This is a genomic window from Klebsiella sp. SYXHC3 (assembly GCF_057196925.1).
Map to the genome: position 1 here is coordinate 58,208 of NZ_JBXUNG010000015.1, position 25,474 is coordinate 83,681.

The window sequence follows — 25,474 nt, forward strand, 5'->3', positions numbered from 1 at the left end:
TCCAGATGTATTGACGTCTATTGTGACAATGATTACTCTGAGGCCTGACTTCTCACCGAACAGCCCAGGAACTGTCCAACATGACGCGTAAACAGGCCACCATTGCAGTGCGTAGCGGTTTAAATGACGACGAACAGTACGGTTGCGTTGTCCCGCCGATCCACCTCTCCAGCACCTATAATTTCACCGGTTTCAACGAACCTCGCGCCCACGATTATTCCCGTCGCGGCAACCCGACTCGCGATGTCGTACAGCGCGCACTGGCGGAGCTGGAAGGCGGCGCGGGCGCGGTACTGACCAATACCGGAATGTCGGCTATTCTGCTGGTGACCACGGTGTTCCTGAAACCGGGCGATCTGCTGGTGGCGCCGCACGACTGTTATGGCGGCAGCTATCGTCTGTTTGACAGCCTGGCGAAACGCGGCTGCTATCGCGTGCGCTTTGTCGATCAAAGCGATGAACAGGCATTACGTGAAGCGCTAGCGGAACAACCGAAGCTGGTGCTGGTCGAAAGCCCGAGCAACCCATTGCTGCGGGTGGTCGATATTGCGAAAATCTGTGGGCTGGCGCGTGAAGCCGGCGCGGTGAGCGTGGTGGATAACACCTTCCTGAGCCCGGCGTTGCAAAATCCGCTGGCGCTGGGCGCCGATCTGGTGTTGCATTCGTGCACCAAATATCTCAACGGCCACTCTGATGTGGTCGCCGGGGTGGTGATTGCCAAAGATCCTGAAACTGTCACCGAACTGGCATGGTGGGCGAATAATATCGGCGTCACCGGCGGGGCGTTTGATAGCTATCTGTTATTGCGTGGTTTGCGTACCCTTTCTCCGCGAATGGAAGTGGCGCAGCGCAACGCGCAGGCGATAGTCGACTATCTGAAAACCCAGCCGCTGGTGAAAAAGCTGTATCATCCGTCCCTGCCGGAAAACCAGGGGCATGAGATTGCGGCGCGTCAGCAAAAAGGTTTTGGGGCGATGCTAAGCTTCGAGCTCGATGGCGATGAGCAGACGCTGCGTCGCTTCTTGAGCGGTTTATCGCTATTTACGCTGGCGGAATCGTTGGGGGGCGTTGAGAGCCTGATTTCCCATGCGGCGACGATGACGCATGCGGGCATGGCGCCGGAAGCGCGTGCGGCGGCAGGGATCTCGGAAACGCTCCTGCGTATTTCGACCGGTATTGAAGATGGTGAAGATTTAATTGCCGACCTGGAAAATGGCTTCCGGGCAGCAAACGAGGAATAAAGATGAGTGTGATTGCGCAGGCAGGGGCGAAGGGTCGTCAGCTGCACAAATTTGGTGGGAGTAGTTTAGCGGATGCGAAATGTTACCTGCGCGTCGCCGGGATCATGACCGACTATGCGCAGGCAGGCGATATGATGGTCGTCTCTGCCGCCGGTAGCACCACCAACCAGCTGATTAGCTGGCTGCAGCTAAGCCAGACCGATCGTCTTTCTGCGCATCAGGTGCAACAAGCGCTGCGTCGCTATCAAATGGATCTGATCGCCAGCCTGTTGCCGGCGGACGCCGCTGACGCGCTGATCGCGACGTTTATTCACGATCTTGAACGTCTGGCGGGCCTGCTGGATAGCGGCATCACCGATGCGGTATATGCTGAAGTCGTCGGCCACGGCGAAGTGTGGTCCGCGCGCCTGATGGCGGCGGTACTGAATCACCTTGGCGTTGAAGCCGCCTGGCTGGACGCGCGCGCCTTCCTGCGCGCGGAACGCGCCGCGCAGCCGCAGGTTGATGAAGGCTTATCCTACCCGTTGTTACAACAGTTGATGGCGCAGCACCCCAACAAAAGGCTGGTGGTGACCGGCTTTATCGCCCGTAACAATGCCGGAGAAACCGTGCTGCTGGGCCGTAACGGTTCCGACTACTCCGCCACCCAAATTGGCGCGCTGGCCGGGGTCTCCCGCGTCACCATCTGGAGCGATGTGGCCGGGGTCTATAGCGCCGACCCGCGTAAAGTGAAAGATGCGTGCCTGCTGCCGCTGCTGCGCCTTGATGAGGCCAGCGAGCTGGCTCGCCTGGCGGCGCCGGTGCTGCACGCGCGTACGCTACAGCCGGTTTCCGGCAGCGATATCGATTTACAGCTGCGCTGCAGCTACACCCCGGACCAGGGTTCGACGCGCATTGAGCGCGTGCTGGCATCTGGCACCGGCGCGCGTATTGTCACCAGTCACGACGACGTCTGCCTGATTGAATTCCAGGTGCCGGCTGGTCAGGATTTCAAGTTGGCGCATAAAGAGCTGGATCAGATTTTCAAACGCGCGCAGCTGCGCCCGCTGGCGGTGGGCGTGCATGCCGACCGTAAGCTGCTGCAGTTCTGTTACACCTCTGAAGTGGCCGACAGCGCGCTGAAGCTGCTGGACGAGGCGGGCCTGCCGGGCGAGCTGCGTCTGCGCCAGAAGCTGGCGCTGGTGGCGATGGTCGGCGCGGGCGTGACCCGCAATCCGCTGCACTGCCACCGTTTCTGGCAGCAGTTGAAAGGGCAGCCAGTAGAGTTTACCTGGCAATCGGAAGAGGGCATCAGCCTGGTGGCGGTGCTGCGCGCCGGCCCAACCGAGAGCCTGATTCAGGGGCTGCATCATTCCGTGTTCCGCGCTGAGAAACGCATCGGTCTGGTGCTGTTTGGCAAAGGTAATATTGGCTCCCGCTGGCTGGAGTTGTTCGCGCGCGAGCAGAGCACGCTTTCCGCCCGCACCGGCTTTGAGTTCCTGCTGGCTGGGGTGGTGGATAGCCGCCGTAGCCTGCTGAACTATGAAGGTCTGGATGCCAGTCGCGCATTGGCATTCTTTGAAGATGAAGCGGTTGAGCAGGATGAAGAGTCGCTATTCCTGTGGATGCGCGCGCACCCTTATGATGATTTAGTGGTGCTGGACGTGACCGCCAGCGAACAGCTGGCCGATCAGTATCTGGATTTCGCCAGCCACGGTTTTCACGTGATCAGCGCCAATAAGCTGGCGGGCGCCAGCAGCAGCGATAAATATCGCCAGATCCACGACGCCTTCGAAAAGACTGGCCGTCACTGGCTGTATAACGCCACCGTCGGCGCAGGCTTGCCGGTTAACCATACGGTGCGCGATCTCATCGACAGCGGCGATACCATCCTGGGGCTGAGCGGTATCTTCTCCGGTACGCTCTCCTGGTTGTTCCTGCAGTTTGACGGCACGGTGCCATTTACCGAACTGGTGGATCAGGCCTGGCAGCAAGGGCTGACCGAACCGGACCCGCGCGTTGACCTGTCAGGTAAAGACGTGATGCGCAAGCTGGTGATCCTGGCGCGCGAAGCTGGTTACAATATCGAGCCGGATCAGGTGCGCGTGGAATCGCTGGTTCCGGCGCATTGCGAAGAGGGCTCGGTTGACCACTTCTTTGAGAACGGCGAAGAGCTGAACGAACAGATGCTGCAGCGCCTTGAAGCCGCCCGTGAGATGGGGCTGGTGTTGCGTTACGTGGCGCGTTTTGATGCTAACGGTAAAGCGCGCGTCGGGGTAGAAGCAGTGCGTCAGGAACATCCGCTGGCGGCGCTGCTGCCGTGCGATAACGTCTTCGCCATCGAGAGTCGCTGGTATCGCGATAATCCAATGGTGATCCGCGGGCCAGGCGCGGGTCGCGATGTCACCGCCGGGGCTATTCAGTCAGATATTAATCGTCTGGCGCAGTTGCTGTAATCTCTCCTCTCAGGCCGGCCCATAGGGCCGGCCTTCATTATGCTCATTCCCGCGCCACCAGCTGCCCTGAGAGGGTGAGATGCTGCGTCGGCAGCGTGGGCTCTTTGATCTTGCGGATAATTAACGCGCCTGGCCTGACGCCAGATGAACTTTTTTCACTTTGACTGAAAATTCCTCACTGTTTACGCAGATTTTTCTATTGACGCCCGCCCGCTTTTCCGTCATTTTTACATCTGGACGTCTAAACGTATAGAAGTTCGCAACACGACTGATAAATATAATGCGATTGATGAGGTAAGGTATGAGCTTTTTTCACGCCAATCAGCGGGAAGCCCTGAATCAGAGCCTGGCGGAAGTCCAGGGCCAGATTAATGTGTCCTTTGAATTCTTTCCGCCGCGTACCAGTGAAATGGAGCAAACCCTGTGGAAATCCATCGATCGCTTAAGCAGCCTGAAGCCAAAGTTTGTTTCCGTCACCTACGGGGCGAACTCCGGCGAGCGCGACCGCACTCATAGCATTATCAAGGGCATTAAAGACCGCACTGGTCTGGAAGCAGCGCCGCACCTGACCTGTATCGACGCCAGTCGCGATGAACTGCGCGCGATTGCCCAGGATTACTGGAACAACGGTATCCGCCATATCGTCGCGCTGCGCGGCGACCTGCCACCGGGTAGCGGCAAGCCGGAGATGTACGCCGCCGACCTGGTGACGCTGCTAAAAGACGTCGGTGATTTTGATATCTCCGTCGCCGCCTATCCGGAAGTGCATCCGGAAGCCAAAAGCGCGCAGGCCGACTTATTGAACCTGAAACGTAAAGTAGAAGCGGGCGCTAATCGCGCGATCACTCAGTTCTTTTTTGATGTCGAAAGCTACCTGCGTTTCCGTGACCGCTGCGTCTCCGCCGGTATCGATGTGGAAATTATTCCGGGCATTCTGCCGGTCTCCAACTTTAAACAGGCGAAGAAATTTGCCGATATGACGAACGTGCGTATTCCGACCTGGATGTCGAAAATGTTCGAAGGGTTGGATAACGATGCCGAAACGCGCCAACTGGTAGGGGCGAATATCGCCATGGACATGGTGAAAATTTTAAGCCGCGAAGGAGTGAAAGATTTCCACTTCTATACCCTGAATCGCGCCGAAATGAGCTATGCCATTTGCCATACTCTGGGCGTGCGTCCAGCGTAATTACCTGTTTTAACTATTTTTTCATTCCTGTCGGGGCGGCGAACTGCAATTCGCCGCCCTCTTTTTTCGCACGAAAAGTGCGCTCTGCCCTTAAGCAACCTGCCGCCAAAGAGAGTATAGTGCCCGCAAAAATCATGACGGTGGAGAAGTTATGACGGTTGCAAGGAACAGCAATCTCCTGGCCGGTTGCGGCCTCGTCCTGCTGACGCTTATCTGGAGCTACAGCTGGATTGCGATGAAACAGGTAACGCTCTATATCGGCGCTTTCGATTTTACCGCCCTGCGCTGTATTTTCGGCGCGATTGTGCTGATGGCGGTGTTGGCGCTGCGCGGGCGCGGCATGCGGCCAACGCCGTTTGGTTACACCCTGGCGATTGCGCTGCTGCAAACCTGCGGCATGGTCGGTCTGGCGCAGTGGGCGCTGATGAGCGGCGGCGCAGGTAAAGTCGCCATTCTCAGCTATACCATGCCGTTCTGGGTGGTGATCATGGCGGCGCTGTTTTTAGGCGAGCGCATGCGGCGGCTACAATATGCCGCTATCGTACTGGCGGCGTGCGGTCTACTGCTGGTGCTGCAGCCCTGGCAGTTGGATTTCTCCTCGATGAAAAGCGCGCTGCTGGCGATCCTCTCCGGCATCAGTTGGGGGGCGAGCGCGATTGTCGCCAAACGCATGTATCGCCGCTATCCGCGCCTCGATTTACTGTCGTTAACCGCCTGGCAGATGCTGTATGCCGCGCTGGTGATGAGCGTGGTGGCGTGGCTGGTGCCGCAGCGCAGCATTGACTGGCAACCTGGGGTTTTTTGGGCACTGGCCTATAGCGCAATCCTGGCGACGGCGGTGGCCTGGAGTCTGTGGCTGTATGTTCTGCGTAACCTGCCTGCCAGCGTCGCCGGCCTGAGTACGCTGGCGGTACCGGTTTGCGGCGTGCTGTTTTCCTGGTGGCTGCTGGGTGAAAATCCGGGGCTAGTGGAAGGCGCTGGTATTGTGCTGATCGTCGCGGCGCTGGCGATAATCAGCCTTAAAAAACGTCAACCTCAGATTACCAGGCAAGGTATTACTCGTTAAGCGTTATGCCCGGCAAATGCCGGGCATTTGGGGCAGGTTATTCCCACTCTTGCAGGAAACGCTGACCGTATTGGTCGGCAACCAGTAGCGCGGCGTAAACCTGGTCGGCACAGGCGCCGCCCGGCATGTTGTGGATGGTTTCGCCTTCGGCGCAGGCGGCCTCCGCGACCGTGCGCATTTTGGCCGGGATGTCGCCTTTAATATCGAGCTGCGCCAGTGTGATGGGCAGGCCGACGCTGTGACACAACGCCGCCGCGGTTTCTATCTCTTCCACCGGCGCGTTTTCCAGCACCAGCTGCGTCAGGGTACCAAACGCGACCTTCTCGCCGTGATAGAAGTGATGGGCGTCCGGGATGGCGGTCAAACCGTTGTGAATCGCGTGCGCCGCCGCCAGCCCACCGCTCTCAAAGCCGACGCCGCTCAGGTAGGTGTTGGCTTCGATCACCCGTTCGAGCGCTGGGGTAACCACATGCTGCTCGGCGGCAAGCATCGCCTTTTCGCCTTCTTCAACCAGCGTGTTGTAGCAGAGTTCCGCCAGTGCCAGCGCTGCCTGAGTGCATTTACCGCCCGCCATTGTGGTCGCACCGCTGCGCGAGCAGGCGCGGGCTTCAAACCAGGTCGCCAGCGCATCGCCAATCCCGGCGGCCAGCAGGCGAGCTGGCGCGCCTGCGACGATCTGCGTATCGACAACCACCATGTTCGGGTTGTGCGGCAGCATCAAATAGCTTTCGAATTCCCCATCGTCGGTATAGATAACAGACAACGCGCTGCACGGCGCGTCGGTGGAGGCGATGGTCGGCGCCACGACTACCGGCAGATGCATATAGTGAGCCAGCGCTTTCGCGGTATCCAAAGTCTTGCCGCCGCCGATGCCGAGCACCGCATGGCATTGGGCGCTGCTGGCGATATCGCGCAGGCGGTTGATTTCATTTTGCGAACATTCACCGCCGAACGGTGCGATTTCGGCCACCAGGCCAGCGCCGCCAAGGCTGGTACGCAACTGCTCTTCGGCAAAGCCAAGAACAAACTTATCGCCGATGATAAGCCACCGTTCGGCCAGCGGTTTAAGATATTCGCCGAGGCGCTTGATGGCGCCAGCGCCCTGAATGTATTTACCGGGTGATTGAATAATGCGATCCATTTCGATTCCTCCTCGATGACCGTGCAAGCCGCCGACCGGCGGCTGGCGATCGGATTACAGGTTCAACGTGCCAAATGCGTTATTCCAGTCCAGCTCGAACTTCTCTATGGCTGACTCTACCGCGGGGGTGCCGAGCATTTGTTGCGCTACGTCTAAGGGGAGGGTGATAGCTTCGCAGCCAGCTAACAGGCAATCCAATGCCTGGCGCGGGGTTTTGAAGCTCGCGGCCAGGACTTTGCTTTCCGGGGCGTGCATTTCCAGCAGGGATTGCAGTTCTTGCACCATGCGAATGCCATCACCGCCCTGGGCGTCGACGCGGTTGACGTATGGCGCGACGTATTTCGCGCCGGCCAGCGCCGCCAGCAGCCCCTGGGCAGCGCTATAGACCGCGGTGCCAAGCGTCGGGATGCCTTCTTTTTTCAGCAGTTTGATGGCGGCGAGACCTTCGGCGGTAACCGGGATTTTAACCACGATACCCGGCACGGCGTTGCTCAAGCGTTTGGCTTCTTCCACCATGCCCTGCGCATCGCGACTCATGGTCTGCGCGAACAGAACACCTTCCGGGCCGACGGCTTTTTGCAGGCGCGGCAGCACGTCCCAAACCGGGGTTTTGCCGGCGGCGATGATGCTCGGGTTGGTGGTGACGCCAGCCAGCGGATAAATGCGGGCCAGACGTTCAACTTCAGCGACGTTCGCGGTGTCCAGATAGAGTTCCATAACCATTCCTCGATGTGTAATTCAGTGATGTTGAGGAAAGGATACGGTTTTCGTTTGCTTGCTCGCCAGATGACAAATTTGCCAAAAACTGGATAAATGTACGCATTGCGATTAAGGATGATTTAGATCACATTTGTCCGCCTGTTCCTGCTTATAAAGGTACGTGGCCAGCAATCAGCAGACAGTTACTTACAAAAATCTAGTTTTACGGCGCAGAGGATTTTTCCGTCAACTGGCTGTGATACTGGCGGCGGTATTCGGAAGGCGAACGTTCGGTGTTCTTGCGAAACAGACGGCAGAAGTAGTTGCTGTCGGCGAAGCCGCAGGCGTGGGCAACGTCTTTCACTTTCATATCATGGCCTTTCAACAGCATGCGCGCCTGTTCGAGGCGAATATGATTAAGGTATTCGTTAAAACCCATGGGCCCGCATTTCTGAAACAGGTGCGAGAGATAATTGGGGGATAGGTAAAACGACTGGGCCACGGATTCCCGGCTCAGCGGCTCAGCGAAATGGAGATCGATATACTGGCGGATCGCTTCGAACAGTGCCTGGCTGCGCGATGAAGTTTGCGCCTGACTACCCAGCAGATCGGTACAGTGGCTGAGTAGGCTAATCACGATGCTGCGGGCGGTTTGTTGTTCCTGCGGCTGCATACGTATTTCATTTAGCGCCTGTAGCAGGAATGAACCCACGCGCGGCCCGCGGCGCGGTACCTGGATCTTCTGGACAAGAGTTAGCGCCTCGCCGCTCCAGCGCTGCAGCGAAAATTCCAACTGCTGTTTGCCGAATAAGATGCTTAATAGCAGGCAGGGTGTCTGCCATTGCGGCCAGTTCCATCTATCGCCCGCAATATACAGTACATCGCGCGGCTGCAGCGGCGCGGCATTATCGCCGAGGGCGAGATCGTACAACTGCCCCTCAATGACAATATTCAGACGAGGAAAATCAACCTTGATCGCGGCGTCGGCAGGGGGGCGTGACTCACCGGTAAAATGCACTTCTGCAATGCAGGTTTGTTTTTTCACGAATGAATCAATGAGCTGATTGATGCTGTTATCCATCTTTACCCCGCCAAAACGCCACGCATTTCATCATACCGGACATTTTTCCAGCGGTAAAAGCGCGAGCTTGTCGTTATTGCTTCTTGGTTACGATATGTTATATCGTAACATTTTATCGCAATCGATATTGAACTCAGGAGAGAGTAATGACCCGAAAGATCCCCATGCTCGCGTTTGGCTTAGGCATGGCGCTTGCGAGCGTCCAGGCGTTCGCCCACGGTAACCATAGCCATGGCCCAGCGTTGACCGACATAGAACGCCAGGCTAGCGAAGGCATTTTTGCCGATAAAGATGTGAAGGATCGCGCGTTGAGCGATTGGGATGGCGTCTGGCAGTCCGTTAATCCGTACCTGCTGAATGGCGACCTTGATCCGGTTCTGGAGCAGAAGGCGAAAAAGCCCGGCGGCAAGAGCGTGGAAGAGTATCGCGCCTATTATAAGAAGGGTTACGCCACCGACGTGGAGCAGATTGGCATCGAAGATGACGTGATAGAGTTCCACGTCGGCAAGACCGTTAATAGCTGCAAATATACCTACTCAGGCTACAAAATCCTGCAATACGCCTCCGGCAAGAAGGGCGTTCGCTATCTGTTTGAGTGCCAACAGGGCGATGGTAACGCGCCGAAATTCGTCCAGTTCAGCGACCATATTATTGGCCCGCGCAAATCGCAGCATTTCCATATATTTATGGGCAATGAATCACAGGAGGCCTTGCTGAAAGAGATGGATAACTGGCCGACCTATTATCCCTATGCGCTGCATAAAGAGCAGATCGTCGATGAGATGTTGCATCACTAAAATGAGAGGGAAAATCCCCCGGCCGGGCGGCCGGGGGAAACGGTGACTAGCCGGTATTACGCATCCCTGCCGCGACGCCGGCAATGGTGACCATCAGCGCTTGCTCAACGCGCGCATCCGGTTCCTCGCCAGCCTCTTCAGCCTGGCGCGAACGGTGCAACAGTTCGGCCTGCAGGACGTTAAGTGGGTCGGTATAGATGTTACGCAACTGGATGGATTCGGCGATCCACGGCAGGTCGGCCATCAGGTGGGAGTCATTAGCGATAGCCAGCACCACTTCGATATCGGCGGTTAACAGCTGACGTAGCTCTTCGCCTAGCTTCCACAGTTCCGGTTTCACCAGACGCTGATCGTAGTACTCCGCCAGCCACAGGTCGGCTTTTGAGTAGACCATTTCCAGCATTCCGAGGCGGGTCGAGAAGAACGGCCAGTCGCGGCACATGCTTTCCAGCTCGCTTTGCTTACCGCCCTCGACCACTTTCTGCAGCGCGGCACCGGCGCCCAGCCAGGCCGGCAGCATCAGGCGGTTCTGGGTCCAGGCGAAGATCCACGGGATGGCGCGCAGTGACTCGACGCCGCCGGTCGGTCGACGTTTCGCCGGACGCGAGCCAAGCGGCAGTTTGCCCAGTTCTTGTTCCGGGGTCGCGGAGCGGAAATAAGGGACGAAGTCTTTGTTTTCCCGCACGTAGCCGCGATACATCTTGCAGGAGACGTCGGACAGCTCGGCCATGATTTCGCGCCACTGCGGTTTTGGTTCCGGCGGCGGCAGCAGGTTGGCTTCCAGAATCGCGCTGGTGTACAACGACAGGCTGCTGATGGTGACTTCCGGCAGGCCGTACTTAAAGCGGATCATTTCGCCCTGTTCGGTGACGCGCAGGCCGCCTTTCAGGCTGCCCGGCGGCTGCGAGAGCAGCGCCGCGTGGGCCGGAGCGCCGCCGCGACCGATGGAGCCACCGCGACCGTGGAATAGAGTCAGTTCAATACCGGCTTTTTCACAGGTTTTGATTAGCGCGTCCTGTGCCTGGTACTGGGCCCAGGAGGCGGCCATCACGCCGGCATCTTTGGCCGAGTCGGAGTAACCGATCATGACCATCTGCTTGCCCTGAATAAAGCCGCGATACCAGTCAATATTCAGTAACTGAGTCATAACGTCGTTGGCGTTGTTCAGGTCGTCCAGCGTTTCAAACAGCGGCGCGACCGGCAGGGCAAAGCCGATACCGGCTTCTTTTAGCAGAAGATGAACCGCCAGCACGTCGGACGGCGTTTTGGCCATTGAGATCACATAAGCGGCGATCGATCCACGCGGCGCTTCGGCGATCACTTTACAGGTGTCGAGGACCTCGCGGGTCTCTTCGCTCGGCTCCCACTGACGCGGCAGCAGCGGGCGTTTGGAGTTCAGCTCACGGATCAGGAAAGCCTGCTTGTCGGCTTCCGACCAGCTTTCATAATCGCCGATCCCGAGGTAGCGGGTCATTTCGCCCAGCGCTTCGGTATGGCGGGTGCTTTCCTGACGGATATCGATACGCACCAGCGGTACGCCGAAAGATTTCACCCGGCGCAGGGTATCGAGCAGTTCGCCGTTGGCGATGATGCCCATTCCGCAGGCCTGCAGCGATTTATAGCAGGCATACAGCGGTTCCCACAGCTGTTCGTTTTGCGTGATAAGCCCCGCCGGTTTCGGCAGTTTTTGCCCTTTCAGACGCGCTTCCAGCCAGGCCTGGGTCTCCATCAACTGGCTACGCAGCTTTTTCATCAGATAACGATACGGCTCTTGCGCGCCTTCCGCACCCGCCAAATCGCGGAGCTCGTCGGTGCATTCGACCATCGACAGCTCGGAGATAAGCACCTGGATATCTTTCAGGAAAAGATCGGTCGCTTTCCAGCGGCTGAGCAACAGCACGTGGCGGGTGATATCGGCGGTGACGTTCGGGTTGCCGTCACGGTCGCCGCCCATCCAGGAAGTGAATCGTACCGGCACAAAATCAACCGGTAGCTGGTAACCGAGGTTGGCTTCCAGCTGTTCGTTCAGCTCGCGCAGATAGTTCGGCACGCCTTCCCACAGGCTGTTTTCAACTACCGCGAAACCCCATTTGGCTTCATCGACCGGAGAAGGGCGGTGCTTACGAATTTCATCGGTATGCCAGGACTGGGCGATCAGCTGGCGCAGGCGGCGCATCAGCTGGTTGTGCTCATAGTCAGCGATATCTTTGTTATCCAACTGCTTAAGGCAGTTGTTCACTTCCACCATTTTGTGGATCAGCGTCCGGCGGGTGATTTCGGTCGGGTGAGCGGTTAATACCAGCTCCAGCGACAGGGATTCCACCGCTTTTTTTATGGTGTCTTCGTTGAGATTGGGTTGGTCTTTGAGTTTTCTCAGGGTACGCGCAATAACTTCCGGATTGCTGGCGGCTTCGCCGTTGGGCGAAATGCTGTGATATTGCTCAGCGGTATTGGCCAGATTCAGGAACTGGCTAAAGGCGCGCGCCACCGGCAGCAGCTCGTCGTTGGACAAGTTTTGCAGCGTGGTGAGCAGCTCCTGGCGATTGGCTTCATTGCCCGCGCGAGAAGATTTGGACAACTTACGGATAGTTTCGACACGATCAAGAATGTTTTCTCCTAACGCATCCTTGATGGTGTCGCCCAGCACCTTACCGAGCATACTGACATTACTACGCAAAGCGGAATATTGTTCGTTCATGTTACCCCAGACACCCCATCTCATTTTATTTTGTTATATCCGGCGCTCCGTGATTTGAGCAGTGGATAAGCAACCCGTCTTTTATAAAGCCACGTAAATACCCCCGCGTCAATTGCTGCGAAATCGCTTCAGCAAACGAATAAATGGCGATAATTTGCGAAAGTTAACTCAGCGGTCGGCGGATAAGCATTACTTATGGAAGTGTGACGATCGTCACTCTCCCGCCTCCGGACGTGAAGGCGGGAAACTAGCAGCGATTAATGCCAGCAGAAGTGATGGACAACCTGAGTGATGAGCTCGCGCGTCGGCTTAATAAACCGCGTCTCCAGATATTCATCCGGCTGGTGGGCCTGGTTGATGGAGCCCGGTCCTAACACCAGCGTAGGACACAGCGTCTGGATAAACGGCGCTTCGGTGCAGTAGTTCACCACTTCGGTCTGCGCGCCGAGCAGTTTTTCAACCACTTCGACCAACTTGTGGTCCGGCGGGCATTCATAGCCTGGAATCGGCGGATGCAGCTCAGAGACCGTCAGACGCCCCGGCCAGCGTTCGCTGACCGGCGCCAGCGCTTCATCCAGCAGGCCGTTCAGGTCGTTAAGCGTCATCCCCGGCAATGGACGAATATCCATGTGCAATTCGCAGCAGGCGCAGATGCGGTTGGATGCATCGCCACCGTGAATGGCGCCCAGGTTGAGCGTCGGATAAGGCACGGTGAAAGCGGCATAGTGGTAACGCTCTTTTAAATCATCGCGCAGTTGCATGATGCGGCCAATCGCATCGTGCATCAGTTCAATAGCGTTCACGCCGCGCGCCGGGTCGCTGGAGTGGCCGGACTGGCCCAGTACGCGTACCGCTGTTGAAATGTGGCCTTTATGCGCCCGCACCGGCTGCAGAGAGGTCGGCTCGCCGATGATGGCGCAATCCGGGCGCAGTTGCGTGGTTTCGGCAAAGTAGCGCGCGCCCGCCATGCTGGTTTCTTCGTCAGCGGTGGCCAGAATATACAGCGGTTTTTTCAATTTACTGACGTCAACGTCGCGCAGGGCATCGAGGATAAACGCGAAGAAGCCTTTCATATCGGCGGTGCCGAGCCCGTAGAGTTTGTTGTCGTGCTCCGTAAGTGTAAACGGGTCGCGGGTCCAGCGACCATCGTCGAAAGGCACGGTATCGGTATGCCCGGCGAGCAGCAGGCCGCCAGCGCCGTGGCCAGTGCTGGCCAACATATTGAATTTATTGCGCGTCTCAGGTACCGGCTGGATCTCGACGTTAAAGCCCAGATCGCGGAACCAGCCGCCGAGTAAATTGATTAAAGACTCATTGCTTTGATCCAGCGCTTCTTCGGTCGCGCTGATGGATGGTGTGGCGATCAATGCGCGGTAAATCTCGATAAAGGGCGGTAAATTGTTTTTCATTGTTGACACACCTCAGGTCATGATAGTATCAATATTCATGCAGTATTTGTGAATAAAAATACAATATCGTTGAGCGCAATAAAACCCATCGAATGTAAGGAGATGCTCTTCCAATGCTAAATACGCTGATCGTGGGAGCTAGCGGCTATGCCGGCGCAGAGCTGGTGGCCTATGTAAATCGCCACCCTCATATGAACATAACCGCTTTGACCGTCTCCGCGCAAAGCAATGATGCCGGAAAGTTAATTTCCGATATACATCCGCAGCTGAAAGGTATTGTCGACCTGCCGCTGCAGGCAATGTCCGATATCAGCGAATTTAGCGCCGGCGCGGATGTAGTGTTCCTCGCCACCGCGCATGAAGTTAGCCACGATCTGGCGCCGCAGTTTTTGGCCGCGGGCTGCGTGGTGTTCGATTTATCCGGCGCGTTTCGCGTCAACGATTGCGCGTTCTACGAAAAATACTACGGTTTCACTCATCAGCATTCCGATCTGCTTAAGCAGGCGGTATACGGTCTGGCGGAGTGGAACGTAGAAGCATTGAAAGAGGCGAATTTGATCGCGGTGCCTGGCTGCTACCCGACGGCGGCGCAGCTGGCGTTAAAACCGCTGATCGATGCCGGTCTGTTGGATCTGAAGCAATGGCCGGTGATCAACGCCACCAGCGGCGTTAGCGGCGCCGGGCGTAAGGCGGCGATGAGCAATAGCTTCTGCGAAGTCAGCCTGCAGCCGTACGGTGTTTTCAATCATCGCCACCATCCGGAAATTTCTACCCATCTGGGCGCAGAGGTGATCTTCACTCCCCATTTGGGCAATTTTAAACGCGGTATTCTGGAAACCATTACCTGCCGCCTGAAGCCGGGCGTCAGTAAAGATCAGGTGGCTGATGTCTTCCAGCAGGCCTATGCCAATAAGCCGTTGGTCCGTTTATACGATAAAGGCGTACCGGCGCTGAAAAACGTAGTTGGGCTGCCATTCTGTGATATCGGTTTTGCCGTCCAGGACGAACATATTATCGTCGTGGCCGCAGAGGATAACCTGCTGAAAGGCGCGGCAGCGCAGGCCGTGCAGTGCGCTAACATTCGTTTCGGCTTCGCTGAGACGCAGTCTTTAATTTAAGGTGTGATGATGAACAATCCATTGATTATCAAACTTGGCGGCGTGTTGTTGGATAGCGAAGAAGCGCTGGAACGTCTGTTTACCGCCTTGGTGCACTACCGCGAAACACACCAGCGTCCGCTGGTTATCGTCCACGGCGGCGGCTGCGTGGTGGATGAGCTGATGAAACAGCTTAATCTGCCGGTGAAAAAGAAAAATGGCCTGCGCGTAACGCCTGCCGATCAGATTGACATCATTACCGGCGCGCTGGCGGGAACGGCCAATAAAACGCTGCTGGCATGGGCGAAAAAGCATGGTCTTTCCTCGGTAGGGCTGTTCCTCGGCGATGGCGATAGCGTGAAGGTGACTCAGTTGGATGAAGAACTGGGCCACGTCGGTAAAGCGCAGGCAGGCTCGCCGACGCTTATCAATACGCTGTTGGCGGGCGGCTACCTGCCTGTCGTGAGCTCGATTGGCGTCACCGACGAAGGACAACTGATGAACGTCAACGCCGATCAGGCGGCGACGGCGCTGGCGGCGACGTTGGGCGCGGATCTTATCTTGCTGTCCGATGTTAGCGGCATTCTCGACGGTAAAGGTCAGCGGATTGCGGAAATGACCGCCTCCAGGGCCGAGCAACTGATTGAACAGGGCATTATTACCGACGGCATGATCGTGAAAGTGAACGCGGCGCTGGACGCGGCGCGCGAGCTGGGCCGCCCGGTGGATATCGCTTCCTGGCGCCATGCCGAGCAGCTGCCGGCATTATTTAACGGTACCCCGATCGGTACGCGTATTTTGGCTTAAGATTGAATGCCCGGCGGCGCGTTGCTTGCCGGGGCGACAAGACCGTAGACCGGGTAAGCGCAGCGCGACCCGGCAGAACTCACGAATAAAGGAAGCATGTTATGGCACTTTGGGGCGGGCGTTTTACACAGGCAGCAGATCAGCGGTTCAAACAATTCAACGACTCTTTACGCTTTGACTATCGTCTGGCGGAACAGGATATCGTGGGATCCGTCGCCTGGTCCAAAGCGCTGGTAACCGTAGGCGTACTGACCGCCGATGAGCAGCTGCAGCTGGAAGAGGCGCTGAACGTCTTGCTGGAAGAGGTACGCGCCAACCCGCAGCAAATCCTTGAAAGCGATGCCGAAGATATCCATAGCTGGGTCGAAGGGAAACTGATCGATAAAGTCGGCCAGTTGGGCAAAAAACTGCATACCGGACGTAGCCGTAATGACCAGGTCGCCACCGATCTCAAGCTGTGGTGTAAAGAGACCGTCACCGAGCTGCTGTCCGCGACCCGCCAACTGCAAAGCGCGCTGGTGGAAACCGCGGGCAACAATCAGGATGCGGTGATGCCGGGTTATACCCATCTGCAGCGCGCCCAGCCGGTGACTTTTGCGCACTGGTGTCTGGCCTACGTTGAAATGCTGGCCCGTGATGAAAGCCGTCTGCAGGACGCGCTCAAGCGCCTCGATGTCAGCCCGCTGGGATGCGGCGCGCTGGCGGGAACCGCTTATGAAATCGACCGTGAGCAGCTGGCCGGTTGGTTGGGTTTCGCATCGGCGACCCGTAACAGCCTCGATAGCGTCTCCGATCGCGATCACGTGCTGGAACTGCTTTCCGATGCCTCTATCGGTATGGTGCACCTGTCGCGTTTTGCCGAAGATCTGATTTTCTTCAATACCGGCGAAGCGGGTTTTGTTGAACTCTCTGATCGCGTTACTTCCGGCTCGTCGCTGATGCCGCAGAAGAAAAACCCGGATGCGCTGGAACTGATCCGCGGTAAATGCGGCCGCGTGCAGGGCGCGCTGACCGGCATGATGATGACCCTGAAAGGGCTACCGCTGGCCTACAACAAAGATATGCAGGAAGACAAAGAAGGGCTGTTCGATGCGCTGGACACCTGGCTTGACTGCCTGCACATGGCGGCGCTGGTGCTGGACGGTATCCAGGTGAAACGTCCGCGCTGTGCGGAAGCGGCGCAGCAGGGTTACGCCAACGCTACCGAGCTGGCGGATTACCTGGTGGCAAAAGGCGTTCCGTTCCGCGAAGCACACCATATCGTCGGTGAAGCGGTGGTTGAAGCGATTGCTCAGGGCAAAGCGCTGGAAGATTTACCGTTAAGCGACTTGCAAAAGTTCAGCAGCGTTATCGGCGATGACGTCTACCCGATCCTGTCGTTGCAGTCCTGCCTTGATAAACGTGCGGCCAAAGGCGGCGTCTCGCCGCAGCAGGTGGCGCAGGCGATTGCCGACGCCAGACAGCGCCTAGTGTAAGAGATTACACCGATGTTGAATGAGCCTGGGTAATCCCCGGGCTTTTTTACGCAAAAAAAAGCGGACACGAGGTCCGCAAAAGTTCACGTTGGCTTTAGTTGTTCGGGTAGGGAAACTGTGAGGCGACTCAATGATTTTCAGATGTTCTCCTCGTTTCTGTGGTTATTATTGAACAGAAAACTTGATAGGGATAATCGTTCGTTGCTATTCTATCTATCGCCATGGACTATCGTGGCGATGGAGGATGAATAATGAATATTCGCGATCTTGAATACCTGGTAGCGCTGGCTGAACATCGCCACTTCCGACGTGCGGCAGATTCCTGCCACGTCAGTCAGCCCACGCTCAGCGGACAAATTCGCAAGCTGGAAGATGAACTTGGGGTGATGTTACTGGAGCGCACCAGCCGTAAGGTTCTGTTCACTCAGGCGGGTTTGCTGCTGGTGGATCAGGCGCGTACCGTGCTACGCGAAGTAAAAGTGCTCAAGGAGATGGCAAGCCAGCAAGGGGAAACCATGTCCGGGCCGCTGCATATCGGCCTGATCCCGACGGTGGGGCCATATTTGCTGCCGCACATAATTCCGATGCTGCATCAGACTTTCCCGAAGCTGGAAATGTATCTGCATGAGGCGCAAACCCATCAGCTGCTGGCGCAGCTCGATAGCGGTAAGCTCGACTGCGCGATCCTCGCGCTGGTCAAAGAGAGTGAAGCCTTTATCGAAGTGCCGCTGTTCGATGAGCCGATGATGCTGGCTATCTACGAAGACCACCCGTGGGCAGAGCGCGATCGCGTGCCGATGGCGGATTTAGCGGGTGAAAAGCTGTTGATGCTGGAAGACGGACACTGTCTGCGCGACCAGGCGATGGGCTTCTGCTTTGAAGCGGGTGCGGACGAAGATACCCACTTCCGCGCGACCAGCCTTGAAACGCTGCGCAACATGGTTGCCGCCGGAAGTGGTATTACACTGCTGCCTGCGCTGGCGGTGCCGCAGGAGAGAAAACGCGATGGCGTGGTCTATATTCCGTGCATTAAGCCGGAACCAAGACGCACCATCGGGCTGGTTTATCGTCCTGGTTCGCCGCTGCGTAGCCGCTATGAGCATCTGGCGGAGGCCATCCGCAGTACTATGGATGGCCACTTCGATAAGGCGTTAAAAGAGGCGGTTTAAGCCGTTTAACGCCGCTACCCGATAGGCTTCGGCCATGGTCGGGTAGTTAAAGGTGGTGTTAACGAAGTACTCAATGGTGTTACCGCCGCCTTTCTGCTCCATAATCGCCTGGCCGATATGAATAATTTCGGCCGCGCGCTCACCAAAGCAGTGGATGCCGAGGATCTCTTTCGTCTCGCGATGGAACAGAATCTTCAGCGTACCCACGCTCATACCGACGATTTGCGCCCGCGCCAGATGTTTAAACTGTGCGCGACCTACCTCATAAGGTACCTTCATCGCGGTTAGCTGCTGCTCGGTTTTACCCACTGAGCTGATTTCCGGAATGGTGTAGATCCCGGTCGGGATATCTTCAATCAGATGCGCGGAGGCTTCGCCTTTGATTAGCGCCTGCGCGGCGATGCGCCCCTGATCGTAAGCCGCTGACGCCAGGCTTGGATAACCGATAACGTCACCGACGGCATAGATGTGCGGTAGGGCGGTCTGATACATGCTGTTTACTTTCAGCTGGCCGCGGCTGTCGGTTTGCAGACCGATATTTTCCAGCGCCAGCGTATCGGTGTTACCGGTACGACCGTTGGCGTACAGCAGGCAGTCAGCTTTCAGCTTCTTACCAGACTTCAGATGCATGATCACGCCGTCATCGACGCCTTCGATTTTCTCGTACTCTTCGTTATGGCGGATAACCACGCCGCTGTTCCAGAAGTGATAGGAGAGCGAATCGGACATCTCCTGATCGAGGAACGCCAGTAGACGATCGCGGGTATTGATCAGATCGACCTTAACCTCCATACCGCGGAAGATCGACGCGTACTCGCAGCCGATCACCCCTGCGCCGTAAATGATCACGTGGCGCGGTTCGTGGTGCAGGCTAAGAATGGAATCGCTGTCGTAAATACGCGGGTGGTGGAAATCGACATCGGCCGGATGATACGGGCGCGAGCCGCAGGCGATAACGAATTTCTCGGCGGTGACCGTTTCTACGGTGCCATCGTGACACTCCAGCGCCAGCGTGTGCTCATCAACAAAGTGGGCGTTGCCCTGCAGAATTTCGCAGTGGTTGCGCTCATAGAAACCCTGACGCATATGGGTTTGCTGGTTAATGACGCTGTCGGCATGGTTGAGGATGTCGGCGAAGGAAGAACGGAGAAGACGGGAATGGTCGCTGTAGAGGGGGTTTTGGTTAAACTCGATAATACGGCTGACGGCATGGCGAAGCGCTTTTGACGGGATGGTTCCCCAGTGGGTACAACCACCGCCGACGTTATGGTAGCGCTCGATAACGGCAACACGAGCTCCCTGTTTCACCAGTCCCATCGCGGCGCCTTCGCCGCCAGGACCGGAACCAATCACTATTGCATCATAATCCCAAGAGTGTGACATGGCATTACTCACCTGTTTTATACACAAAATAAACACGATGATAACATTTGGCGAGCTTTAACCCAATTATCGTTGTGCTTTTTTGCGGCATAAAAGCAGAAACGGCTCATAAACAATCATTCACAATCCAGTACAAACCGATTAGTTTTAATCTCTGGTATAGTGCCGACAGGGCTATTGGAAGGATTCATACATCGTGATGGGCGTAAGAGCACAACAAAAAGAAAAAACCCGCCGCTCGCTGGTGGAAGCGGCATTTAGCCAACTTAGCGCTGAGCGAAGCTTTGCCAGCCTGAGCTTGCGTGAGGTTGCGCGGGAAGCAGGGATCGCGCCGACGTCCTTTTATCGTCATTTTCGCGATGTCGATGAGTTAGGCCTGACGATGGTAGACGAAAGCGGGCTAATGCTGCGCCAACTGATGCGCCAGGCGCGCCAGCGCATTGCGAAAGGCGGCAGCGTGATCCGCACCTCCGTCTCTACCTTTATGGAGTTTATTGGTAACAACCCGAACGCCTTCCGCCTGCTGTTGCGTGAGCGTTCTGGCACATCCGCGGCGTTTCGAGCCGCTGTAGCGCGCGAGATCCAGCATTTCATCGCGGAACTTGCCGACTATTTAGAACTCGAAAACCATATGCCGCGCGCCTTTACCGAAGCGCAGGCTGAAGCTATGGTCACCATCGTATTCAACGCCGGTGCGGAAGCGTTGGACGTCAGTCCGGAGCAGCGCCGACAGCTGGAAGAACGGCTGGTACTGCAGCTCAGAATGATTTCAAAAGGCGCGTATTACTGGTATCGCCGTGAACAAGAAAAAATGTCACATCATTCCGAATAACGTGAAGGACGAGCAATGAAACACTCAGTTCAAGATAAAGGTACGCTACTGCTGGCGCTGATCGCGGGTCTGTCCATTAATGGCACCTTCGCCGCGCTGTTCAGCTCAATCGTTCCCTTTTCCATCTTCCCGGTTCTGTCGCTGCTGCTGACGGTATACTGCCTGCACCAGCGCTATCAGAACCGCAGTATGCCGGTCGGGCTGCCGGGGCTTTCCGCCGCCTGCTTTATTCTCGGCGTATTGCTGTATAGCACCGTGGTGCGCGCAGAATATCCGGATATCGGCTCTAACTTCTTCCCGGCGGTGCTGTCTGTCGCGATGGTGTTCTGGATCGGTTACAAGATGCGCAACCGCAAAGATACCGCGGCGGAGTAATCCGCCAGGTAATAACCCGGCAACGTTGCGTTCGCCGGGTTTTTTTATGCGTTTATTTCTTCGTTAACAGTACGCCGCATTCCATATGGTGGGTATACGGGAACTGATCGAATAGCGCCAGGCGGGTGACATTGTGCGTCTGGCTGAGGGTTTCCAGGTTCTGGCACAGTGTTTCCGGGTTGCAGGAGATATAGAGAATTCGTGGATAGGCCTGGACCATTTTTTCGGTCTCGCTATCCAGCCCGCTGCGCGGCGGATCGACAAAAATGGTTTCGCACTGATAGCTTTGCAGATCGATACCCTGCAGGCGGTTAAACTCCCGCACGCCGTTCATCGCCTGGGTAAACTCTTCCGCCGCCATACGGATAATTTGCACGTTATCGATATGGTTGGCGGCAATGTTGTATTGCGCGGAGGCGACTGACGGTTTAGCGATTTCCGTCGCCAGCACGCGATCGAAGTTACGCGCCAGCGCCAGCGAGAAGTTGCCGTTGCCGCAGTAGAGCTCCAGCAGATCGCCGGTGGAACCTTTGGTGACGTCCAGCGCCCACTCCAGCATCTGAATATTCATCGCCGCGTTTGGCTGGGTAAAGCTGTTTTCCACCTGACGATAGATCATTTCGCGCCCGCCAACCGGCAGACGTTCATCGACATAATCCCTATCGAGCTCGATTTTGGTTTTAGTGGCGCGGCCTATCAGCTGCACGTTGAGATTTTGCGCGCGTAGGGCATCGCGCAGCGCTTCCGCATGCTGGCGCCATTCGTCGTCGAGTTTCTTGTGATAGAGCAGCGAGACGATGGCCTGGTTGCTCATGGTCGTCAGATAATCAATCTGGAAAAGTTTATGGCGCAGGACCGGGTTATGGCGCACGCCGTCGAGCATTGCCGGCATCAGCTGGTTGATGAGCTCGCTGGCGGCCGGGAAGGTATCGACGCGAATACGCGACTTGGTCTGCTGATCGAAGATGATGTGATAGAGGTCGTCGCCGTCGTGCCACAGGCGAAATTCAGCGCGCATCCGGTAGTGGCTGACCGGCGAACGAAATACCTCCGGAACCGGCGCGGCAAAAGGGGCCATCATTTTCTGCAAACGGACGACTTTTTCTGCCAGTTGCGCTTCGTATTGCTCGGTAGGGAGGTGTTCGGGGGTCATGATGCATCCTGAATAAAATAAGTACGCGGGGATTGTAGGGAAAGCATTGGGGATGTCCAGCCCTGGTTGCGGATGAAATATCGTTATAGCAGTCTGGACATCTATATGTTTCTAATTGTAGCATCTTGCAACCGGTCCTCTGAGTTAATAGGGAATCCAGTGCGAATCTGGAGCTGACGCGCAGCGGTAAGGAAAGGCGAGAAATAAGCGCACTCGGTGCAGACACTGCGGTTAGCCGTGGGAAGTCATTATTTCTTAAAGCAGCCTCCAAGCCCGAAGACCTGCCGGATACGTCGCATTTGGTTTCTATCATCGCGAGCTACTGATAGAGCCGGCGGCATCCTCTCTATATTATGGATGCTTTTACAATGATTAAAAAAGCTTCGCTGATGACGGCTTTATCCGTCACGGCATTTTCCGGCTGGGCGCAGGACAGCAATTCAAATACGTTAGTGGTGACGGCAAACCGTGTGGCGCAACCTATCGAAACCGTGCTGGCGCCGGTGAGCGTGGTGACGCGGCAGGATATCGATCGCTGGCAGTCAACCTCTCTCACCGATGTGATGCGCCGCCTGCCGGGCGTGGACATCGCGCAAAACGGCGGCATGGGGCAGCAGAGCTCTCTTTTCGTACGCGGCACCAACTCCAGCCATGTCTTAATCCTGGTGGATGGCGTACGTCTGAATCAGGCGGGCGTCAGCGGCTCTTCCGACTTAAGCCAGTTCCCTATCGCTCTGGTACAGCGCATTGAATACGTTCGTGGCCCGCGCTCGGCGGTCTACGGTTCGGATGCGATCGGCGGGGTGGTAAACATTATTACCACTCGCGACCAGGACGGCACCACGCTCAATGCCGGCGTGGGCTCAAATGGCTACCAGAACTATGGCGGCAGCACGCAGCAGACTTTCGGCGGACATACCCGCGTCACCCTGGCGGGCGACTATACCTATACCAAAGGCTTTGATGTGGTCGCCGAAGGCAATACCGGCGGCGTTCGCCAGCCGGATCGCGATGGCTTTATGAGCAAAACGATCTACGGCGCGCTGGAGCATAGCTTCTCCAATGAGTGGAGTGGCTTTGTGCGTGGGTACGGCTATGACAACCGGACGGCCTACGACGGCTCTCCTTATGGCGGCGTATTAGTCGATACTCGCCAGTTGTATAGCCAGACCTGGGATGCCGGCCTGCGTTTTAATCAGGATATCTTCCACTCGCAGCTGACTTCCAGCTATAGCCACAGCAAGGACTACAATTACGATCCGCGACTGGGGCGCTATGACACCTCGGCGACGCTGGATGAAGTGAAACAGTACAATGTGCAGTGGGCGAACACGGTCGATGTTGGCCACGGCAACGTTGGCGCTGGAATTGACTGGCAGAAACAAACCACCGAGCCTGGCACGAACTATGTGACCGATGGCTATGAAATCCGTAATACCGGCCTGTTTATCACCGGCTTGCAAAAGTTGGGCGATTTCACCCTGGAAGGGGCGGCGCGTAGTGATGATAACTCGCAGTTTGGCCAGCATGGTACCTGGCAGAGCAGCGCCGCGTGGGAGTTTATCGACGGCTACCGCTTTATCGCCTCTTATGGCACTGCCTACAAAGCGCCGAATCTCGGCCAGCTGTACGGCTTCTACGGTAATCAGAATCTCGACCCGGAAGAGAGCAAGCAGTGGGAAGGGGCCTTTGAAGGCCTGACGTCTGGGGTGACATGGCGCCTGTCCGGATATCGTAACGACATCGATAATCTGATCGACTACGACTCGCAGTTGATGAAATATTACAACGTCGGCAAGGCGCGTATTAAAGGTATTGAAGCGACGGCGTCGTTTGATACCGGGCCGCTGGCGCACAGCATCAGCTATGACTATGTCGATGCGCGTGATGCGAAAACCAACGAGCTGCTGGTGCGCCGGGCAAAACAGCAGGTGAAATACCAGCTGGACTGGCAGGTTTATGATTTCGACTGGGGGGTGACCTATCACTATCTTGGCACCCGTTATGACAACACTTACGACCCGGTAACCTATGCGCCTGAGAGCGTTAAGTTGGGCGGTGTAAGCTTGTGGGATCTCGCAGTTTCGTATCCAGTCACCTCACATCTCACAGTTCGTGGTAAAATAGCCAACCTGTTCGATAAAGATTACGAGACAGTATATGGCTACCAAACTGCAGGACGGGAATACACCTTGTCTGGCAGCTACACCTTCTGATCCACGTCCCACCGTGCTGGTGTTTGATTCCGGCGTCGGTGGGTTGTCGGTATATAACGAGATTCGGCAGCTGTTGCCGGATCTACATTATATTTATGCTTTCGATAACGTTGCCTTCCCCTATGGCGAGAAGAGCGAAGAGTTTATCGTTGAGCGTGTTGTTGAAATCGTGACTGCCGTTCAGCAACGCTATCCTCTGGCGCTGGCGGTCATCGCCTGTAATACCGCCAGTACCGTTTCCCTGCCAGCCCTACGTGAAAAGTTCGCTTTCCCGGTGGTCGGCGTCGTACCAGCGATTAAACCTGCCGCGCGCTTAACGGCGAACGGTATTGTCGGCCTGCTGGCGACGCGCGGTACCGTCAAGCGTCCTTATACTCGTGAACTCATTGACCGCTTTGCCAATGAGTGCCGCATCGAAATGCTGGGTTCCGCTGAGCTGGTGGAACTGGCAGAGGCGAAGCTGCACGGCGAAGCGGTACCGTTGGAAGAGCTACGTCGAATTCTGCGCCCGTGGCTACGGATGCAGGAACCGCCCGATACGGTCGTATTAGGTTGTACGCACTTCCCACTACTGGCGGAAGAACTGCAACAGGTTATGCCGGAAGGAACGCGGTTTATCGATTCCGGCGCGGCGATTGCTCGACGCACCGCCTGGCTGCTGGAGCATGAAGCGCCGGATGCCAAATCGAATGATGCCAATAAGGCTTTTTGCATGGCGATTACCCCGGATACTGAACAGCTTTTACCCGTTTTACAGCGTTACGGCTTTGAAACGCTGGAAAAACTACCGCTTTAATGGCGTTTTGCGCAAAAAAAAGACGGTTGAAAAGTTTTTTGAAAACAGGGCTTGTCAACGTCTCAGAACTCCCTATAATGCGCCACCACTGACACGGAACAACGGCAAACAAGCCGCCGGGTCAGCGGGGTTCCGGTGAGAACCTCGCGGAGAAAAGCAAAAATAAATGCTTGACTCTGAGGCGGGAAAGCGTAATATGCACACCCCGCGCCGCAGCGAAAAACGAAGCGGCACTGCTCTTTAACAATTTATCAGACAATCTGTGTGGGCACTCAAAGTGACATGGATTCTTAATGTCTTCGGACAATAAATGAATACCAAGTCTCTGAGTGAACATGCGTAATTCATTACGAAGTTTAATTCACGAGCATCAAACTTAAATTGAAGAGTTTGATCATGGCTCAGATTGAACGCT

The 25,474-nt window shown here is 56.4% G+C and carries 19 protein-coding genes, 1 pseudogene and 1 riboswitch; of the genes and pseudogenes, 13 read left to right on the top strand and 7 right to left on the bottom strand.

Annotated features, from left to right (window positions below):
* Positions 1 to 80: 80 nt before the first annotated feature.
* The 4 genes from metB (at position 81) to AC2CGP_RS23280 (ending at position 5,931) form a co-directional block, all read left to right on the top strand.
* Entirely contained in the window at positions 81 to 1,241 is a 1,161-nt protein-coding gene (gene metB, locus AC2CGP_RS23265; protein ID WP_015368924.1) for a cystathionine gamma-synthase, read from the top strand.
* A gap of 2 nt (positions 1,242 to 1,243) precedes the next feature.
* Positions 1,244 to 3,676: a bifunctional aspartate kinase/homoserine dehydrogenase II gene (locus tag AC2CGP_RS23270; RefSeq protein WP_015703951.1), complete on the top strand. Its 2,433-nt coding sequence runs from the start codon at positions 1,244 to 1,246 to the stop codon at positions 3,674 to 3,676.
* Positions 3,677 to 3,977: 301 nt separating this feature from the next.
* Positions 3,978 to 4,865 (top strand): methylenetetrahydrofolate reductase, encoded by an 888-nt coding sequence (gene metF / locus AC2CGP_RS23275; protein ID WP_015368922.1) that lies wholly within the window; start codon positions 3,978 to 3,980, stop codon positions 4,863 to 4,865.
* A 151-nt stretch (positions 4,866 to 5,016) separates the two neighbouring features.
* A complete protein-coding gene (locus AC2CGP_RS23280; RefSeq protein WP_015368920.1) occupies positions 5,017 to 5,931 on the top strand; it encodes a DMT family transporter in 915 nt (304 codons plus the stop codon).
* Between the two features lie 37 nt (positions 5,932 to 5,968).
* Here AC2CGP_RS23280 and gldA read toward each other — a convergent pair whose 3' ends face one another.
* The 3 genes and pseudogenes from gldA to AC2CGP_RS23295 all read right to left on the bottom strand — a co-directional run bounded on the left by gldA (position 5,969) and on the right by AC2CGP_RS23295 (position 8,974).
* Positions 5,969 to 7,072, bottom strand: a complete 1,104-nt coding sequence (gene gldA / locus AC2CGP_RS23285; protein ID WP_045412819.1) for a bifunctional L-1,2-propanediol dehydrogenase/glycerol dehydrogenase — start codon at positions 7,070 to 7,072, stop codon at positions 5,969 to 5,971.
* Between the two features lie 54 nt (positions 7,073 to 7,126).
* Complete coding sequence (fsa, locus tag AC2CGP_RS23290; RefSeq protein ID WP_407248992.1) at positions 7,127 to 7,789, bottom strand: fructose-6-phosphate aldolase; 663 nt, start codon at positions 7,787 to 7,789, stop codon at positions 7,127 to 7,129.
* Between the two features lie 205 nt (positions 7,790 to 7,994).
* Positions 7,995 to 8,974 (bottom strand): annotated as a pseudogene (locus AC2CGP_RS23295) (AraC family transcriptional regulator).
* A 24-nt stretch (positions 8,975 to 8,998) separates the two neighbouring features.
* On the opposite strand from AC2CGP_RS23295, the gene zinT reads away from it, so the two are divergent.
* Positions 8,999 to 9,649, top strand: coding sequence for a metal-binding protein ZinT (gene zinT, locus AC2CGP_RS23300; RefSeq protein ID WP_015368916.1), 651 nt, complete (start codon positions 8,999 to 9,001; stop codon positions 9,647 to 9,649).
* Between the two features lie 46 nt (positions 9,650 to 9,695).
* Here the strand turns inward: zinT and ppc are convergent, their stop codons facing one another.
* Together ppc and argE are read right to left on the bottom strand one after the other, a co-directional pair.
* Entirely contained in the window at positions 9,696 to 12,347 is a 2,652-nt protein-coding gene (gene ppc, locus AC2CGP_RS23305; RefSeq protein ID WP_063443718.1) for a phosphoenolpyruvate carboxylase, read from the bottom strand.
* A 257-nt stretch (positions 12,348 to 12,604) separates the two neighbouring features.
* Positions 12,605 to 13,756 (bottom strand): acetylornithine deacetylase, encoded by a 1,152-nt coding sequence (gene argE, locus AC2CGP_RS23310; protein ID WP_015368914.1) that lies wholly within the window; start codon positions 13,754 to 13,756, stop codon positions 12,605 to 12,607.
* A gap of 113 nt (positions 13,757 to 13,869) precedes the next feature.
* Between argE and argC the strand changes: the two genes are divergently transcribed.
* The 4 genes from argC (at position 13,870) to oxyR (ending at position 18,304) form a co-directional block, all read left to right on the top strand.
* Positions 13,870 to 14,874: an N-acetyl-gamma-glutamyl-phosphate reductase gene (gene argC, locus AC2CGP_RS23315; RefSeq protein ID WP_020077582.1), complete on the top strand. Its 1,005-nt coding sequence runs from the start codon at positions 13,870 to 13,872 to the stop codon at positions 14,872 to 14,874.
* A 9-nt stretch (positions 14,875 to 14,883) separates the two neighbouring features.
* Positions 14,884 to 15,660, top strand: coding sequence for an acetylglutamate kinase (argB, locus tag AC2CGP_RS23320; protein WP_015368912.1), 777 nt, complete (start codon positions 14,884 to 14,886; stop codon positions 15,658 to 15,660).
* A gap of 101 nt (positions 15,661 to 15,761) precedes the next feature.
* Complete coding sequence (argH, locus tag AC2CGP_RS23325) at positions 15,762 to 17,135, top strand: argininosuccinate lyase (protein WP_015368911.1); 1,374 nt, start codon at positions 15,762 to 15,764, stop codon at positions 17,133 to 17,135.
* Positions 17,136 to 17,386: 251 nt separating this feature from the next.
* On the top strand, positions 17,387 to 18,304 hold the full coding sequence (gene oxyR, locus AC2CGP_RS23330) for a DNA-binding transcriptional regulator OxyR (protein WP_015368909.1): 918 nt from the start codon (positions 17,387 to 17,389) through the stop codon (positions 18,302 to 18,304).
* Here the strand turns inward: oxyR and sthA are convergent.
* Entirely contained in the window at positions 18,287 to 19,687 is a 1,401-nt protein-coding gene (gene sthA / locus AC2CGP_RS23335) for a Si-specific NAD(P)(+) transhydrogenase (RefSeq protein ID WP_015368908.1), read from the bottom strand. The genes oxyR and sthA overlap by 18 nt on opposite strands.
* 196 nt (positions 19,688 to 19,883) lie before the next feature.
* On the opposite strand from sthA, the gene fabR reads away from it, so the two are divergent.
* Together fabR and AC2CGP_RS23345 are read left to right on the top strand one after the other, a co-directional pair.
* Positions 19,884 to 20,519 (top strand): HTH-type transcriptional repressor FabR, encoded by a 636-nt coding sequence (gene fabR, locus AC2CGP_RS23340; protein WP_015368907.1) that lies wholly within the window; start codon positions 19,884 to 19,886, stop codon positions 20,517 to 20,519.
* Positions 20,520 to 20,534: 15 nt separating this feature from the next.
* A complete protein-coding gene (locus AC2CGP_RS23345; RefSeq protein WP_015368906.1) occupies positions 20,535 to 20,894 on the top strand; it encodes a YijD family membrane protein in 360 nt (119 codons plus the stop codon).
* 52 nt (positions 20,895 to 20,946) lie between these two features.
* On the opposite strand, the gene trmA is transcribed toward AC2CGP_RS23345, so the two are convergent.
* Positions 20,947 to 22,047: a tRNA (uridine(54)-C5)-methyltransferase TrmA gene (trmA, locus tag AC2CGP_RS23350; protein WP_020077583.1), complete on the bottom strand. Its 1,101-nt coding sequence runs from the start codon at positions 22,045 to 22,047 to the stop codon at positions 20,947 to 20,949.
* Between the two features lie 115 nt (positions 22,048 to 22,162).
* A riboswitch (cobalamin riboswitch) is annotated at positions 22,163 to 22,350 on the top strand.
* Positions 22,351 to 22,415: 65 nt separating this feature from the next.
* Between trmA and btuB the strand changes: the two genes are divergently transcribed.
* The gene (btuB, locus tag AC2CGP_RS23355; RefSeq protein ID WP_015368904.1) at positions 22,416 to 24,263 is read left to right on the top strand and encodes a TonB-dependent vitamin B12 receptor BtuB; all 1,848 of its coding nucleotides are present in this window, start codon (positions 22,416 to 22,418) and stop codon (positions 24,261 to 24,263) included.
* A complete protein-coding gene (murI, locus tag AC2CGP_RS23360; protein WP_015703959.1) occupies positions 24,208 to 25,059 on the top strand; it encodes a glutamate racemase in 852 nt (283 codons plus the stop codon). Before btuB ends, murI begins: the two co-directional genes overlap by 56 nt.
* The last annotated feature ends 415 nt before the right edge of the window (positions 25,060 to 25,474 follow it).